Source organism: Arthrobacter sp. TJ-240 (assembly GCF_058269195.1).
On record NZ_JBZCNG010000001.1, the window covers coordinates 536,481 to 552,450 of the forward strand.

General features: G+C 65.9%; 14 protein-coding genes. 8 read left to right on the forward strand and 6 right to left on the reverse strand.

From position 1 onward, the window contains the following. Window positions 1–264: 264 nt before the first annotated feature. On the reverse strand, window positions 265–1,677 hold the full coding sequence (gene dnaA / locus AC4D2C_RS02580; RefSeq protein ID WP_490912154.1) for a chromosomal replication initiator protein DnaA: 1,413 nt from the start codon (window positions 1,675–1,677) through the stop codon (window positions 265–267). A 461-nt stretch (window positions 1,678–2,138) separates the two neighbouring features. Between dnaA and rpmH the strand changes: the two genes are divergently transcribed. From rpmH to AC4D2C_RS02620, 8 genes are all read left to right on the forward strand, one after another. Further along, entirely contained in the window at window positions 2,139–2,276 is a 138-nt protein-coding gene (gene rpmH, locus AC4D2C_RS02585) for a 50S ribosomal protein L34 (protein ID WP_022892375.1), read from the forward strand. Between the two features lie 88 nt (window positions 2,277–2,364). Then, complete coding sequence (gene rnpA / locus AC4D2C_RS02590) at window positions 2,365–2,736, forward strand: ribonuclease P protein component (RefSeq protein ID WP_490905180.1); 372 nt, start codon at window positions 2,365–2,367, stop codon at window positions 2,734–2,736. Further along, complete coding sequence (yidD, locus tag AC4D2C_RS02595) at window positions 2,733–3,083, forward strand: membrane protein insertion efficiency factor YidD (RefSeq protein ID WP_490912156.1); 351 nt, start codon at window positions 2,733–2,735, stop codon at window positions 3,081–3,083. The genes rnpA and yidD overlap by 4 nt, the downstream gene beginning before the upstream one ends. A 14-nt stretch (window positions 3,084–3,097) precedes the next feature. After that, entirely contained in the window at window positions 3,098–4,060 is a 963-nt protein-coding gene (yidC, locus tag AC4D2C_RS02600; RefSeq protein WP_490905031.1) for a membrane protein insertase YidC, read from the forward strand. Next, window positions 4,057–4,617 carry a Jag family protein gene (locus tag AC4D2C_RS02605; protein ID WP_490905032.1) on the forward strand — a complete coding sequence of 187 codons (561 nt, stop codon included), beginning with the start codon at window positions 4,057–4,059 and terminating at the stop codon, window positions 4,615–4,617. The genes yidC and AC4D2C_RS02605 overlap by 4 nt, the downstream gene beginning before the upstream one ends. Then, complete coding sequence (rsmG, locus tag AC4D2C_RS02610) at window positions 4,610–5,278, forward strand: 16S rRNA (guanine(527)-N(7))-methyltransferase RsmG (protein ID WP_490912158.1); 669 nt, start codon at window positions 4,610–4,612, stop codon at window positions 5,276–5,278. The genes AC4D2C_RS02605 and rsmG overlap by 8 nt, the downstream gene beginning before the upstream one ends. A gap of 304 nt (window positions 5,279–5,582) precedes the next feature. Further along, entirely contained in the window at window positions 5,583–6,470 is an 888-nt protein-coding gene (locus AC4D2C_RS02615) for a ParA family protein (RefSeq protein ID WP_490912160.1), read from the forward strand. A 322-nt stretch (window positions 6,471–6,792) separates the two neighbouring features. Then, on the forward strand, window positions 6,793–8,064 hold the full coding sequence (locus AC4D2C_RS02620) for a ParB/RepB/Spo0J family partition protein (RefSeq protein ID WP_490913021.1): 1,272 nt from the start codon (window positions 6,793–6,795) through the stop codon (window positions 8,062–8,064). 2,409 nt (window positions 8,065–10,473) lie between these two features. Here the strand turns inward: AC4D2C_RS02620 and trxA are convergent. The 5 genes from trxA to AC4D2C_RS02645 form a co-directional block, all read right to left on the reverse strand. Continuing rightward, on the reverse strand, window positions 10,474–10,800 hold the full coding sequence (gene trxA, locus AC4D2C_RS02625) for a thioredoxin (RefSeq protein ID WP_307085713.1): 327 nt from the start codon (window positions 10,798–10,800) through the stop codon (window positions 10,474–10,476). A gap of 25 nt (window positions 10,801–10,825) precedes the next feature. Continuing rightward, complete coding sequence (trxB, locus tag AC4D2C_RS02630) at window positions 10,826–11,878, reverse strand: thioredoxin-disulfide reductase (protein WP_490913023.1); 1,053 nt, start codon at window positions 11,876–11,878, stop codon at window positions 10,826–10,828. 163 nt (window positions 11,879–12,041) lie between these two features. Further along, window positions 12,042–13,586, reverse strand: coding sequence for an ABC transporter substrate-binding protein (locus AC4D2C_RS02635; RefSeq protein ID WP_490912162.1), 1,545 nt, complete (start codon window positions 13,584–13,586; stop codon window positions 12,042–12,044). A gap of 50 nt (window positions 13,587–13,636) precedes the next feature. Next, the gene (murJ, locus tag AC4D2C_RS02640; RefSeq protein ID WP_490912164.1) at window positions 13,637–15,388 is read right to left on the reverse strand and encodes a murein biosynthesis integral membrane protein MurJ; all 1,752 of its coding nucleotides are present in this window, start codon (window positions 15,386–15,388) and stop codon (window positions 13,637–13,639) included. 52 nt (window positions 15,389–15,440) lie between these two features. Then, entirely contained in the window at window positions 15,441–15,920 is a 480-nt protein-coding gene (locus AC4D2C_RS02645) for an NUDIX hydrolase (RefSeq protein WP_490905038.1), read from the reverse strand. Window positions 15,921–15,970 lie beyond the last annotated feature (50 nt).

The following is a 15,970-nucleotide window of genomic DNA, read 5'->3' on the forward strand; positions in this document are numbered from 1 at the left end:
TTTAAGGTTCGTAGTGTTAATAACTGCTGTGGATACTGTGGATAAGTGCCCTGATCGACGCACCGACGCGGATCAGGGCTGTGGATAAGGTGTGAGGCCGGGCGACGGCCCGCTGGTGGCGTCTGTGGGCGAAATCCTTGTCATTCTGCGGATCCACAGGCAGGGCGGGGGTTTTCCTCAGGGTGAGGGCCGATTCGCCCCTGGTTATCCACAGCTGTGTCCACACCTGTTAATTACAGCCGTGGAATTCGGGTATCGGCGCGGTCAGGCCTCGCGCTGCTTGTGCTTGATGCGGTTGGTGAGCTCCGTGACCTGGTTGAAGATCGCCCGGCGCTCCGCCATCAGCTCGCGGATCTTCCGATCCGCGTGGATGACCGTCGTGTGGTCCCTGCCCCCGAGTTCCTGCCCGATCTTCGGCAGGGACATGTCCGTCAGCTCCCGGCACAGGTACATCGCGATCTGCCGTGCCGTCACGAGCGTCCTGGTCCGCGACTTGCTGCAGAGCTCCTCCATGCTGATCTGGAAGTAGTCGGCCGTCTGCGCCATGATCACCGTCGACGTGATCTCCTGTGCCCCGTCGTCGGAGATGAGGTCCTTCAGGACGATCTCGGCCAGGTTCACGTCGACGGTCTGGCGGTTGAGGCTCGCGAAGGCGGTCACGCGGATCAGGGCACCCTCGAGCTCGCGGATGTTGGTGGCGATCTTCGAGGCGATGTACTCCAGGACGTCGTCGGGCGCGCTCAGGCTGTCGCTGATCGCCTTCTTCCGGAGGATCGCGATGCGCGTCTCGAGCTCCGGAGGCTGGATGTCCGTCAGCAGGCCCCACTCGAAGCGCGACCGCATGCGCTCCTCGAACCCGATGAGCTGCTTGGGTGGCATATCGGAGGTGATGACCACCTGCTTGTTGTGGTTGTGCAGCGCATTGAAGGTGTGGAAGAACTCCTCCATCGTCCGGTCCTTGCCGGAGAGGAACTGGATGTCGTCGATGAGCAGGATGTCCACGTTGCGGTAGGTCTGCTTGAAGCTCGACCCCTCGTCGTCGCGGATCGAGTTGATGAAGTCGTTGGTGAACTCCTCGGAGTTCACGTAGCGCACACGGATCCCGGTGTAGAGGTGCCGGGCGTAGTGCCCGATGGCGTGCAGGAGGTGCGTCTTGCCCAGCCCGGAGTCACCGTAGATGAACAGCGGGTTGTATGCCTTCGCCGGGGCCTCCGCCACCGCGACCGCAGCAGCGTGCGCGAACCGGTTCGACGACCCGATCACGAAGGTGTCGAAGATGTACTTGGGGTTGAGCCGCCCGAACTCCGAGGAGTTGCTGGGCGGCGTCGGGGACGGCTTGGTCTCGCCCTTCGGTTCCGGCGAGGCCTGCACGGGCTCCTGCTCCGGGGTCTCCTCCCGGACGGGCGTGAGTTCGGGGTCGATGACGAACGCACACTGGATATCCTCGCGGAACACCTCGCGCAGCGCCTCGTCGAGGGCTCCCTTGAGCTGGGTCTGCAGCACCTCGCGCGTCAGCTCGTTCGGGACGGCGATGAGCATGGTGGTGCCGATGAGCCCCTGGGCCTGTGCCAGCACCATGAATCCGCGCTGGCGCGGTGTTACCCGATCGTCGTGTTCCAGGGTCCGGATGACTTTACGCCAGGAGCTCCCGACGTCATTGACCTCATCTGTACCCACAAAAACCTCTCTTGGCTGCACTGCTCGCGCTCGGAAAGGTCCGTCATCCACAGAGTTGTACACACGTCGTGGATAAACGGACCGCAGCCAAGACTAGAGGATGAAAAGTGCAGAAGATAGCGGACTGGAGCGCCCCGGAGGGCATCGTGAACGGGCTCACGCGGCGCCTCCGGGCCGGCGTGTAGTGTGTCTCCGGCACCAGTTGTCCACAGGGTGGTGGAAAACCGACCCACAGGCTGGTGACAGCGAGTTTGACGCCCCCGAGTCGCGTCCCCTAACGTTATGTAGTCCAACATGTCTGCATTTCGCATGCCATCACAGGTGTTCCCGGGTACTAAGAGGCCTCGGGATGTGACAGCTCCAGCGCGAATGTCGGATGTACACCTTCATCGCGTCAGTCTGTTCTTCCCCCTTGTTGCAATGGGCCGGACGCATCTCAAGATCGTTCTGGAGTAACTACAGTGAGCAAGCGGACTTTTCAGCCGAATAACCGCCGTCGTGCCAAGAAGCACGGTTTCCGTCTTCGCATGCGCACCCGCGCTGGTCGTGCCATCCTGTCGGCACGCCGCGGCAAGGGCCGTACCGAACTCTCGGCATAAGCGGTTCCTCCCACGCCATGCGTCCTTCGGGTGATCGCGTCGGCACCGGGTTCCTAGCCTCGGCAGACAGGACCCCGCAGTGCTTCCGATGATCCACAGGGTGCGGACGGCAGCGGATTTTGCACGTATCGTACGTTCCGGCGCCCGCTCAGGGCGCCGGAACGTTGTGCTATACGGCTCCAGGACGTCGGATTCCGTGCCCTCGCGCGTCGGCTTCATCGTCGGTAAGAACGTCGGGAACGCCGTCACGCGCAACCTCGTTAAGAGAAGGCTCCGCCATGCCTCGGCGGAGTGGGTAGCCGCGCACCCCTCCGGGTACGACGTCGTGATCCGCGCGCTGCCGGCGGCCGCGGACAGCGACTGGCCCGCCCTGCGGAAGGACTTCACCGGGTCCCTGGCCGCGGTGGTCCGCAGGCTCGAAGGCCCCGACACGGCGGAAAGGCAAGGCAGAGTATCGTGAGGAGCGTCGCTGTCAGTGCGTTGTCCTTCCTCATCGGGCTGCCCCGCCTGGCCGCGATCGGACTGCTGATCGCGTACCGGAAGGTCGTCTCTCCGCTGTACGGGCCGGTGTGCCGGTTCTATCCGAGTTGCTCCGCCTACGCACTCGAGGCCGTGACTGTTCACGGTTTCGTGCGTGGATCCTGGCTCGCCGCCAGGCGGCTCGTCCGCTGCAACCCCTGGAACGACGGCGGCGTCGACCACGTACCCGTCGGTTTCAGGACCTTCCCGGCGGGGAAGGTCCCCTCGATTGTTGTGTTGAACCATCCGGTGATCCCGGCCGATGACGAAAGCCGCCCGGCGGCTTGAGGAGCTAACTGATTATGGGTTTTTTTGAGACGATCCTGGCACCGTTCCGGTGGCTCGTGTCGTGGATCATGTTCATGTTCCACGAGGGGTTCACCTTCCTCGGGATGGACCCGGCATCCGGGTGGACCTGGGTGCTGTCGATCGTCGGGCTCGTCGTCGTCATCCGTGCGGCCCTGATCCCCGTGTTCGTGAAGCAGATCAAGGCGCAGCGCGGAATGCAGGCATTGCAGCCCGATCTGCGGAAGCTCCAGCAGAAGTACAAGGGCAAGACGGACCAGCTCTCGCGCCAGGCGATGACGCAGGAGCAGATGGCGCTGTACAAGAAGCACGGCACCAATCCGTTCGCTGCCTGCCTGCCCATCATCATCCAGATGCCGTTCTTCTTCGCCCTGTTCACCGTGCTGAACGGGATCTCGCGGGCGAGCGAGGAGGGCGAGACGATCGGTGCCCTGTCCACGGAATCGGTCAGGCAGTTCGACAACGCCACGATCTTCGGCGCACCCCTCTCCTCGACGTTCCTGGGCAGTTTCGGCGCCGACGGCAACCTCAGCGTCATCCTCCTGTCGATCGTGATGATCATCGCCATGACGGCATCGCAGTTCATCACGCAGAAGCAGATCATGGCGAAGAACATGTCCGAGGAGGCCATGCAGAGCCCCTTCATGCGTCAGCAGAAGATCATGCTCTACATCCTTCCGCTCGTGTTCGGCATCGGCGGTATCAACTTCCCGATCGGTGTGCTCGTGTACTGGACCACCACCAACGTGTGGACGATGGTGCAGCAGTTCTACGTCATCCGGAGGATGCCGACGCCTGGTTCGCCGGCGGCGAAGGCTCTGGCGGAGCGACGCGCGAAGAAGGGTCTTCCCGCGGTGCCGCTCCTGGGTGAGCGGAAGACCGAGCCGGCTATCGAGACGGTTCCAGAACCGCGGGTCCAGCGGGTCCAGCCCCAGCGCAAGAAGAGGAAGAAGCGATGACGGTAGAGAACGAAGAGCACACTCCTGATCTCCGCGGTTCCGAGTCCGACGACGACGTCGCGGCCGGTAGCGAGGCGAAGCCTTCCCGGCTCGACGAGGAGGGCGACGTGGCCGCCGATTACCTCGAGGAGCTGCTCGACATCGCCGACATCGACGGCGACATCGACATCGAGGTGCGCAGCGGCAGGACCTACATCTCGATCGTCTCCGAGGACACATCGGACGCCGGGCTGAGTTCGCTCGTGGGCCAGGACGGTGAGGTGTTGGAGGCTCTGCAGGAGCTCACACGCCTCAGCGTGCTGACCGCCACCGACTCCCGCTCGCGTCTCGTGCTCGACGTCGACGGCTACCGCGACCGACGCGGCCGTGAACTGACGAAGATCGCCGAGGACGCCGTCGCCGAGGTGAAGGAGACGGGCGAGGACATCGCGCTCGCGCCGATGTCGGCGTACGAACGCAAGATCGTGCACGACGTCGTCGCGGATCTCGGCTTCGTGAGCGAGTCCGAAGGCGAGGGCACCGCTCGGCACATCGTCGTGTCTCCCAGCGATGACTGAGGAACCGCTGCCGACGATCGGGTTCCCCGAGCCCTCCGCTGGAGAGTCGGTCGCCGCGGAGGCCGTCTTCGGAGCGCAGCTCTCTGTGGCGCGTGGATTCGTCGCCCACCTGGCATCGTCCGGGATCGAGCGCGGGTTGCTCGGACCGAGGGAGGTCCCGCGCCTGTGGGGCCGGCACGTCCTCAACTGTGCGGTCGTGGCGGACCTGATGGCGCAGGACGCCTCCGTGGTGGACGTCGGCAGTGGTGCCGGGCTTCCAGGGCTCGCGATCGCCATTGCCCGACCCGATCTGCAGCTCCATCTGGTCGAGCCCCTGGAACGGCGCGTGACCTGGCTGAACGAGGTGATCGACGACCTCGCCCTCGCCAACGTGTCCGTTCACCGGGCACGGGCCGAGGAGATGGTCGGCAAGATCGCCGGCGACTACGTGACGGCCCGTGCCGTCTCCGCTCTCTCCACGCTCGCCGGATGGACCATACCGCTGACGAAAGCCGGTGGAGAGGTCCTCGCCATCAAGGGGCGCAGCGCGACGGAGGAGATCGAGAAGGCACGGAAGGTCCTCCGCAAGCTCGGTGGCGGAAGCCCGGAGATCCTCACTGTCGGTGCAGGAGTGCTGCCGGAGCCGACGACCGTCGTCCGCATTCCCGTACGTATCCGCTGATCCTCGCTTCCCATGTGGACGGTGCTGCACCCGATCCGTGACGGCACTTGCGGCTACCCTTGTATCTAACGACGTCTGGCATGTGAGAGTGAGTTACCGAGTGACCATCAAGGACGCCCCCGCGACCAAGCCCGAGCCCCTGTTGGTGTCCGGATCCCCGCTCGCCGTGGGTCTCCGCGAAATCCAACCCGGTGTGTTTGCCGATCCAGCCAACACCGGAGTCGTTTCACGTGAAACAGACCATGTCGCCTCCGGAGCCGTCGACGCCCCTCCCTCCAGGAAACAGCCCAGGGGGAGGAACGTCATGGAGACGATGGACGACTCCTCGCCGCTGGGTCGTGAGCTGGCCAGTGAGGCGAAGCGGAGGGAGAAGCTGCTGGGCAAACCCCTGCCGAAGCCGGGTAGTACCCGCATCATGACCATCAGCAACCAGAAGGGTGGAGTGGGCAAGACGACGACAACTGTCAACATCGCTGCGGCCCTGGCCACCGCCGGGCTGCAGGTACTCGTGATCGACATCGACCCGCAGGGGAACGCGTCCACGGCGCTGAATATCGACCATCACGCCGATGTCGACTCGATCTACGACGTGCTGATCGATGACATGCCCCTGGCCGATGTCGTGGCCCCCTGCCCCGACGTCCCGAACCTCATCTGTGCTCCGGCAACGATCCACCTGGCCGGCGCTGAGATCGAGCTCGTGTCACTGGTGGCCCGTGAGCAGCGGTTGCGCCGGGCGATCGACGTCTACGCGAAGCAGCGGGAGGAGAAGGGCGAGCCCAGGCTGGACTTCGTGTTCATCGACTGCCCGCCGAGCCTCGGTCTGCTGACAGTCAATGCGTTCGTCGCGGCTAAGGAGGTGCTCATCCCGATCCAGTGCGAGTACTACGCCCTCGAGGGTTTGAGCCAGCTCCTCAAGAACATCGAGATGATCCAGAAGCACCTCAATGCGGATCTCGCCGTGTCGACGATTCTGCTGACGATGTACGACGGGCGGACGAACCTCGCGGCGCAGGTGGCGGCGGAAGTTCGCGAGCACTTCCCGCAGCAGGTACTCAAGGCTGTCGTGCCCCGCTCCGTCCGGATCTCGGAAGCTCCCAGCTACCAGCAGACGGTCATGACGTACGACCCGTCCTCGAGCGGTGCGCTCTCCTACCAGGAAGCGGCGGCGGAGATCGCCTCCCGCTCGTAAACTGCACCTGGTCCAGCTGTCTGGCTCGACCACCAAGAAGTCGAGGTGGGGCGGTGCTCCACCGATCGGAAGGAATGACATGGCGGAAAAGCGCCGAGGGCTGGGCCGAGGATTGGGAGCACTCATTCCGAGTGCTCCGGTTGAAGAGGCCCCCGAGCCGGTCGAAGCCGAACCCGTTCCCCAGCGGGACGATGCCGCTCCGCTGACGACGGAGGCGCCGCGGAAGCAGGGCGGTCGACCTGTCGACCTGTTCTTCGAGCGGGTGACGGAAGACGACGTGGCCGAGCAGCCACGATCCTATTCGTCGGCGCTCCGCAGCGGGATCAACAGGAACGTACTCGAGGCTCAAACGAAACGGGTTGGCAAATCCCCGCAGCGCAGGTCGAGTGGTCCGCGTAGCAGTGCGGACGCTTCCAACGGGTCGAAGGCCGGAGCTTCTCCAGGCGCGTCGCCGCAGGAAGCCGTCGATGGGACTGTCGGACGATCGACGGATGCACGGTCGACGGAGCAGGGTGGGGCCGATTCTCGGCCAGCCGCCGTCGGGACTTCCCTGCCTTCCGATCCCGTGGCGACGGCGTCGGAGGAAGCAGCTGAAGCACCGCAGCAGGATGTGCACGGACGCGGGAGCACGGGCGTCGAACGAGCAGTGGCGAGCGAGCTGGCTGTTTCACGTGAAACACGCCCGGACAACAGCCCCGCAGACGGCGAGAATAAGCGTCCAGGCTCCGGCGCCAATGGTGCTGAGGGGTACGACGACGGTGGTGTCGGACTGGTGCAGGTACCGGGCGCTACCTTCGCCGACCTCCCGCTCGACAGCATCCATCCCAATCGGAAGCAGCCAAGAGTCGAGTTCAACGAGGACGAACTCGCGGAGCTGGTGCACTCGATCCGCGAGATCGGCGTACTGCAGCCCGTCGTGGTGCGTCCCTCCCAGGAGGACGGCGAGCCGAACTACGAGCTGGTGATGGGAGAGCGCCGCTGGCGTGCTTCCCGCGAGGCGGGGATGACGAGTATCCCGGCTATCATCAGGTCCACGCTGGACGACGACCTCCTTCGCGACGCCCTCCTGGAGAATCTTCACCGTAGCGCGCTCAACCCCCTCGAAGAGGCAGCTGCATATCAGCAGCTTCTGGATGATTTCGGGTGCTCGCACGACGAACTCGCCGGCCGCCTTGGACGATCGAGGCCTCAGATCTCGAACACCCTGCGGCTGATGAAGCTCCCCCCACTGGTACAGCGACGAGTTGCGGCAGGTGTTCTCAGTGCCGGTCACGCTCGCGCGCTGCTCGGGCTAGGGGATGCCGCGGACATGGAGAAGCTCGCGCAGAGGATCGTGGCTGAGGGGCTGTCCGTCCGGTCCACCGAGGAGATCGTCGCGCTGAGCGGTGGCCTCCGGCGCGCCACCAAGCCATCCGTGCCAGGTACTGGCGCACGCCACGAACGCCTGGACTACCTCGCCACGTCTCTCTCAGATCGGCTGGACACCAATGTCAAGATCACCCTGGGAGCCAAGAAGGGACGGGTGAGCATCGAGTTCGCCAGCGTCGACGACCTGAACCGGATCGTCGGCGTGCTGTCACCTACGTCCGAATAATCCAGCTTGAGTCCGAGGGGCCGTGTTTCACGTGAAACACGGCCCCTCCTGCGTGTGCCCGGGCGGCCGCCGAGAGATCGCGCTGGCCCGTGCCAAGTAGGGCTGACGGCAGGAACCAGTTGCCGCAAGTCCGCGCTCTCTGCTGCTGCTCGCGGTCCGGGGCGGGAACCTACGCTGCACGGAGCAGGCACCCCGCCGTCGACTGGGGCGCAGCATCCACCCTCCCCGCACCTCAACCTTTCCCATCGCAGGACTTCGCGCGGGAGGGACCGGTGTGGACGGCTCTGACCGACGCATTGTGCTGTCGCGAGCCGTGTTTCACGTGAAACGCTGAAAGCGCTGATAGCGCGCGTCGCTGTCGGGGGCTCGGGGTGTGGAGGATACGTCGCGTCGCGCCCCTGGACCAAGAGAGCACGCCGCGGCGCGGTTTTCCGATGGCCGCGTCGAGGTCCTCGAGACCTGGGACAGGTTGACGCCGTCCTGGTGGCTCGAGGATGCTCAGCAGGTGCAGCGCCGGCAGCAGGTTCGCCTCCAACGGATCAGGAGGATGGTCCCGCGAGCAGCAGAGTCGGTGTTTCACGTGAAACCTCACTGCTTTTGTTACTGCCGGCCTACCGCAGGAGGAGTGACGATTGCCCTCGCAAGGTGTTTAAAAAGAAGCGGGCACCGGGGTGGTGTCGCGCTATCGCACTGGATTCGCGCCTGCCGCCGGGGACAACATCCTGTACGCGAACTAGCGTCTATCGCCCGCCCGCGAGGTACTGCTCAAGACGATGTAGGGATCCACCCCGGTTCAACCGACGGCGGGGGTGTTTCACGTGAACCTCTTATTGGCTCGCCGGACCTCGAGGTACTGCTCCCGCCGTGGTTGAGCTTCAGCCCACCTCAGGCAAGGGCAGACGTGTTTCACGTGAAACAGCTATCGACCGACCACCCGCCGGTTGAGGCTCCGACGAGCGGGGAGCGGGAGACGTCCCCCTTGACTCCGCTGCGAGTCTGCGTGCTGCACGTCGTGCACGCCACCAAGGATGCCCCGACGGTCTTCCGCGGCGCCTTCGACAGTGATGCCGCCGAATGGGGCAACGAGCCCCATTCGGCGGCATCACGGAGGTGGGCCGGTCCGCACAACCGGCCGAGGCTTGCAGGATCTTCGGGCGGCGTGCTTTGTTTCTGGCCCACGCTTGCACGCTCGTCCATCTGCTGGTGGGACCGGCTCCGCCTAAGGTGGTTCGCATGCGCGGGCCTGAAGTCTCCCCTGGCCAACGCCGGGTGCCGGCACCGCTCCAGCCATGTCGCGACCGGCACAGGGACAGCCCGGTGGTCATCTGCAACGACGACCTCCGGAGCGGACGAAGTCGTTTTGGTACTGGTGGGCGTCGTGTTTCACGTGAAACGCGCCGGAGCTGGAGCCGGTGCAAAATCTACGTGCCTGATCACTCCGTATCGCGCCGGCGATCGGACGAACTGCGTTCGTCGGTCCATCCCCTCGCCGGCCGCTCGAGCGAGGAGGCGGCCTGGCTGCCGATGGCAGGTCACAGCGCTCAACCGGGCGAGGGCCAGTCCTGTCCTGCGCGCTGCCAAATACAGTTGATGCAGCGTGCAGACACACCCAGCGGGCGGCTATGACTGCCCCGGGGGGCGGACCGGCCTATCGCCGAGATGATGAGGCGCAACGGCGTGTGAGCGATGACACCCGCTGTACCGCGCCGCTGTACGGCGTCGGGCAGCCCCACGAACGGGATCACGGAAACCACCTGCCCGAGCTATCCGATAATTTCGGGCTCCGCGCGGCCCCCACCCGAGAGGTGTGCTGCCGTGCACTGCGACGTCCCGGGCGACCACCGGCACGCATTCAGGGGAAGCAGCAGCACATTCACCCGTCCTACACCGGCAGAGCGGTGCGGGCAGCTCGCGTGGTGCGTCGGATCCGCTGCTGTTTGCGGCGGGATCGGGGTCCTTACGCCACGATGGACCTGGCTGGCCCGGCACATGCCGGCCGTGCCCGCTGCTCTCTGCAGACCGAGCGGCGGGTCGACGCCTCTCGGGCGGCGCTCTCACTGATGCGAGGACGCCAGTGTTTCGGTTCCTGCCTGCACGCCCGCCAGTGCTGATCGCGCAGTGATGCGCCCAGTGCAGCGCTTGGTGGCTACACGACCCGGGGTTCGAGTAGGTAGAAGTCGCAACTGGATGCTGTGCCCGCTCGACAGGAGGCGTCCGCCGCAGACGCGTCGACGGTTTCACGTGAAACCCATGCGCCTTTCCCGAACCGTCCTGCCTCGGGCCGGACGGACGGGCGGCGGTACATCCATTCTTGAGCGCGTCCGAGTCCGGTTGTCGGGCCCGCCGCTCCTACCCTCACATGGAAAGAGTCCGTCGGAAACCGACGGGCTCTTTCCGATGAACACCGGATCAGTTGATGAATGCAGCGAATTCCTGCTCGAGTACCTGCTTCGGCTTGGCGCCGATGGAGGTGGCAGCGACCTCTCCGCCCTGGAAGACGTAGACGGCCGGGATCGACGTGATGCCGTACTTCGCGGCGATCGCGGGGTTGTCGTCGACATTGACCTTGACGACGTCGACCTTCTCCGCGTGCTCGGCAGCGATGTCGTCGAGGATGGGAGAGAGCATGCGGCAGGGGCCGCACCATTCCGCCCAGAAGTCGACGATCACTGGCTTGCTGGACTGCAGGACGTCGGCGTCGAACGACGCGTCGGTCACATCCTTTGCGTTGCTCATTGTGTTGCTCCTTGAGGTTGGTCGATCAGAGGGACGCTGATTCGGAGACTGCTTCAGCCGGAGGCGTGGGCACGCGTGCAGCCGTCTCCGAGAGATTGACGGTGTCGGCGAGGTAGTGCTCGACGTCGAGTGCCGCAACACACCCGCTACCGGATGCCGTGATGGCCTGGCGGTAGGTCGGGTCGATGACGTCGCCCGCCGCGAACACGCCAGGGAGCGAGGTCTTGGAGGTTCGCCCCTGGACGGCGATGGTTCCCTCGCTGGTCAGCTCGAGCTGGTCCTTCACGAGGTCCACGCGGGGATCGTTGCCGATGGCGACGAAGATGCCCGTGACCTCGACATCGCTCGTGCTCCCGTCGACCGTGCTCGCCACCTTGACGCCGGTAACCTTGTCGGCACCGTGGATCCCGACCACTTCGGAGTTCCACAGGAAGCGGATCTTCTCGTGCGCGAACGCGCGGTCCTGCATAATCTTCGAGGCGCGGAGGCTGTCCCGGCGGTGGATCACCGTGACGGAGCGGGCGAACTTCGTCAGAAAGAGGGCTTCCTCCATGGCGGAGTCGCCGCCACCGACGACGGCGATGTCCTGGTCACGGAAGAAGAAACCGTCGCAGGTCGCACACCAGCTGACCCCGTGGCCGGAGAGCCGCTTCTCGTCGTCGAGCCCGATCTCGCGGTACTCGGAGCCCGTGGAGATGATGACCGCCCGCGCGAGGAACTCCTCGCCCGTGGCGATGGTCAGCTTCTTGATGTCGCCGGACAGCTCCGCCAAGACGACGTCCTCGTACAGGATCTCCGTGCCGAAGCGACGAGCCTGCTTCTCGAACTGCTCCATGAGGTCCGGCCCCATGACACCGTCGGCGAAGCCGGGGAAGTTCTCCACGTCGGTGGTGTTCATGAGTTCACCGCCGGCCTTGACGGAACTCGCGAGCAGGATGGGCTTCAGGTTGGCCCGGGCGGTGTAGACCGCTGCGGTGTATCCGGACGGCCCGGACCCGACGATGACGACATCATGGATCTTCGGCTCCCCGGAGGGGCTCCCTGCAGGGGGCGTGTCCAGCTGGACATCGGTTTGCATTGTCACGTGTTCAAAGACCTTTCTGTCTTCTCATGCGCTGATACGGCCGTGCGGGTCATACCTGCGGACACTTCCCTCAACGGCCTCATGGGCGCGGATATTCCGTCGGAGGGTGCGGGGCAGCCCTGATCCCGGTGTGGGCGTCCGTGGGGCAGGCGGTGGGTCAGCCGACCCGGATCTCGGCGATCCGGAGACCGAAGGGGTACTGGGCCTGGATGTTGAAGAGCCGGGGCAGCTGGGTGAAGTTGACGATGACGTAGCGCCCCGTCCGGGCACCGTCGGGGCCCTCGGGGATGGGGAGTGTCACGGTCGGCGCGGTGAACCCGCTCTGGGCGATCTGCTGCGCGCCCTCGAGGGTCGGCCGGTCGTTGACGAGCACGGAGAAGCTGCCACCGGCTCCGTTGAGCTGATCGATGGACACCTGCGAGATCGATGATTCCTCCTCGAGTTCCACCACCAGGGCCAGGCTCGAGGCCAGGCCACCGAAGGTGTCGCTCGCGTAGACCTGATTGCCCCAGAAGGTCGTGGGATTGCCGTCGATGATCAGGGGCAAATTCGCGTCGTTGGCGGCGTCGAGCGCCTGGTTGTCGGGCACCACGCGCGTGATGCCCGAGACGACGGGGGGCGCGGCCTCCGCCGCAGGCTCGGCCGAGGGCGTGGCCGACGGTGCGGTGGTCGGGTCCGCCGTGGCGGCTGCACTCGCCTCCGGTTTCGCACCTCCGCCGGCGACGGGATCGCCTCCGAAGAGGGAGCCGAGCTGCGTCGCGGCGAGGACGACGGCGACCACCAGGACGACACTGAGCACCACGCCCACGAGGACGCGGGTGAACTTGCGGCCACCGGAGTCGCCGTCGCCGTCGTCGTCGTCGTAGTCGTCGACGCGATCGGCGTCGTCGTAGCCGTCGTGCGCAGGATCGAAGGAGGGGTCGTCCTTGTGCTCGGACTTCGGGAAGATCGAGGCAGCCCGGGCGGGGCGCTGAGCGGTGACGGCGGACGCTGCTCCTACGGCGCCCGCACCGGCGACGGCGGCCCCGACCTGATGCGCGTCCTGACGCTTGTCCTGGGGTGCACCCTCGTCGCGGGAGTCCGCAGTGGAAGCTCCACCCGGTCGGCGACTCGGGGGCGGGGGCACGGGATGCGGGCTCGGGCGGCGCTCGGCCATGGGTTCCGCGGCGACCGGAGGCAGATCGGAGGTCTCGTCGGGCCTCGCCTCGCCCGAACCCCGGCCGAACCGCCGCGTGAGACCGGCGCGGCGGGGCTTCCGCTCGTGGCGGACGTCCTCGTGGTCCTCGTCGTCGCCGTACGTCTCGGGTTCGGTGGACCGAGGGCGGCCGAAGATCTCCGAGCCGAGGGTGTCGGTGAAGAACGGCTCGATGTACGGTGCGTGTTCGACGGGAGCCTCCTGCTGGACGATCAGGTCGAGCATGTCCGCTGCGGGAGTGCGATTGGTGACGAGGTAGGTGCCCGACTCGGTGATGCCGAGGTCCAGGACCTGGATGTTCCCGTTCCGATCGCCGGTGGCCAGCTCACGGGCGCTCGCCGCCACCTGAGAGGCGTTGCGCGCCGATGCCACGAGGATGCTGACGGGCCGGTTGAGCACCTGGTCCACGCCGTCGAGCACGAGGTCCCTCTCAGCAGAGGCCAGCACGTAGGCAGTCACCTTGTAGCGACCACCCAGCACCGATCCGACGTCTACTGCTTCTGGCACGTGTTCCTCCCGGCGGACCATGGCTGATTTCTAACCATGCTACCGGTCGGTCACACGTTTCCCGGGCTGGACGGCCGGGCGCCGCTCCGGCGGAATCTCGCGAGAAGAGGTGCGAGGAAATCGTCCAGTTCGGTGATCCGGAGCAGTTTCAGCATCCCCAGGTAGACCACCGACATGACCAGACCGCCGGCCAGGAGCACCACGACGGCATTGAGCTTCGACTGCCAGACGAACCCCGTGGCGTCATAGCCGCCGAACATCCAGCTCAGCGCTGTGCCGGCCACGGCGGCGACGATGCCGGCGAGCGTGAGCCGTACGTGGACGTCGAAGACGTGCCCGGCGCCGTACCGCCCGATGCTGCGGGTGAGGAAGCGGTGGCTGACGACGACGGCGATCACGTTGCCGATGGAGTAGGCGGCCGCGAGCATCGGCACGATGAACCGCGGGTCGAACATGGCCGCTATCAGGGCGAGCACCACGCCGACGCCGGACAGGATGAGCTGGATCTTGAGCGGGGTCCTGACGTCCTCGCTCGCGTAGAACACACGGGTGAGGAAGAAGTTGGCGCTGAGGAATGGTGCTCCCACGGCGAGGATCGCGATGATCACCCCGTTGATGGCTGCGATCTCGGGAGACTCGCTGAACAGCATGCCGAGGGGGCCCGCGAAGGTGAGCAGGGCCGCCGCGCCGAACACCGTCGCGACACCGATGATGCGCAGGCCCTGGGAGAGGGTGGCCCTGACCGACGGCAGGTCGCCGTCGGCGTGCGCGGACGAGAGCTGGTTGAACATGACCGTGGCGAGGGACAACGCGATCACCGCGTGCGGCAGCTGGTACACCATCGCGCCGACCTCGAGGTTGGTCGATCCTGCGATCTGGACGGGCGGATCCTGTGCGAGGAACCTCTGCCGCGCGTCGGCGGCGATGGTGGCGACGCGCAGGTTCACGAGGTAGAGGCCGTTGCCGATGAGCATGGTGACGATCGTGACCGACGCGAGCTTGCCGGTCCGGCCGAGCCCTGTTCCGCGCACACCGAACCTCGGGCGCAGGCCCAGGTTCAGGCGCTTGAGCGGGATGAACAGCACGAGCGCCTGGATGATGATGCCGAGCGTGGTGCCACCCGCCAGGAGCAGGGTCTGCGTCGGGGTCCAGGTGTCCGGGCTGTGCCGTGCCGCCTGCTCGCCCCCCATGAGCACGATGAAGACCACCAGGAAGGCGATCGACACGATGTTGTTGACGACGGGCGCCCACATGTAGGGGCCGAAGGACCCGTTGGCGTTGAGGATCTGCCCGGTCACGGCGTAGATGCCGTAGAAGAAGATCTGCGGCAGGCACCAGTACGCGAAGACCGTGGTCAGCGCGAGGTTGGCGCCCGTGAAGCTCGTCGTCAGGGACACGATCACCGGGGCCGCGAGCGTCGCGAGCACGGTCAGCACGAGGAGGGCTGCTGCGGCGAGCGTGAGGAGCCGGCTGACGTAGTCCGCTCCGCGGTCGGGCAGGCGGCTCGCACGGATGATCTGCGGCACCAGCACAGCGTTGAACACACCGCCTGCGAGCATCAGGTAGATGAAGTTCGGCAGGTTGTTCGCCGAGGTGAAGAGGTCCGACACCTGACCGGAGGCACCGATGGCGGTCGCGAGCAGCGCCACCCGGACCAGGCCGAGGAGCCGGGAGACGAGGGTACCGGCCGCCATGATGGCGCTCGAACGGGCCGTCGACCCGTTGCGCGGGGCAGAGGGATCGTCGCGGGCCGGCGGAGCGGCGTCCTGCAGGGGGGTCGAGGCTGTGTTGGTGTCAGACATCGTTCTCCATCGTCTCATCCATGCGGGGACGATGACGGCGTGCTGCACGAGCTCAGAGGTGCTCGGGCAGTACCTCACGGGCCAGGTCGGCGATCCGGCGTTCGTTGGGGAAGGACAGTTTGCGGCCGAGTTCCTGCAGGGGGACCCAGGCGACGTCGACGGCCTCGTGGTCCGGGTCGTTCTCGATGGTGAGATAGCCGCCGGTCGCGATCAGCAGGAAATGATGGACGGTCTTGTGCACCCGGTGGCCGCTGACGGTGAACCAGTAGTCGATGCTGCCGAGGGCGGAGACGATCCTTCCCTCGATGCCGGTCTCCTCGGCGATCTCCCGGACGGCCGCTTCCTCGCTGTTCTCCACGCCTTCCGGGTGGCCCTTCGGCAGGCACCACTCGAGGCGGCCGCCGCGGTTCAGGCGCGCGATGATGGCGACGTCGAGCGTCTCCTTCGTGGTGTCCACGACGATCCCGCCGGCGGACACCTCCTCCACCGTGGGCAGCTGGTGCTGCACGGCAGGCATACCCGTGGTCCCCATTGACACAGTCAAGGGAGTGCGCTTGGGAGCACTTGGAACGGGTCGGTCCA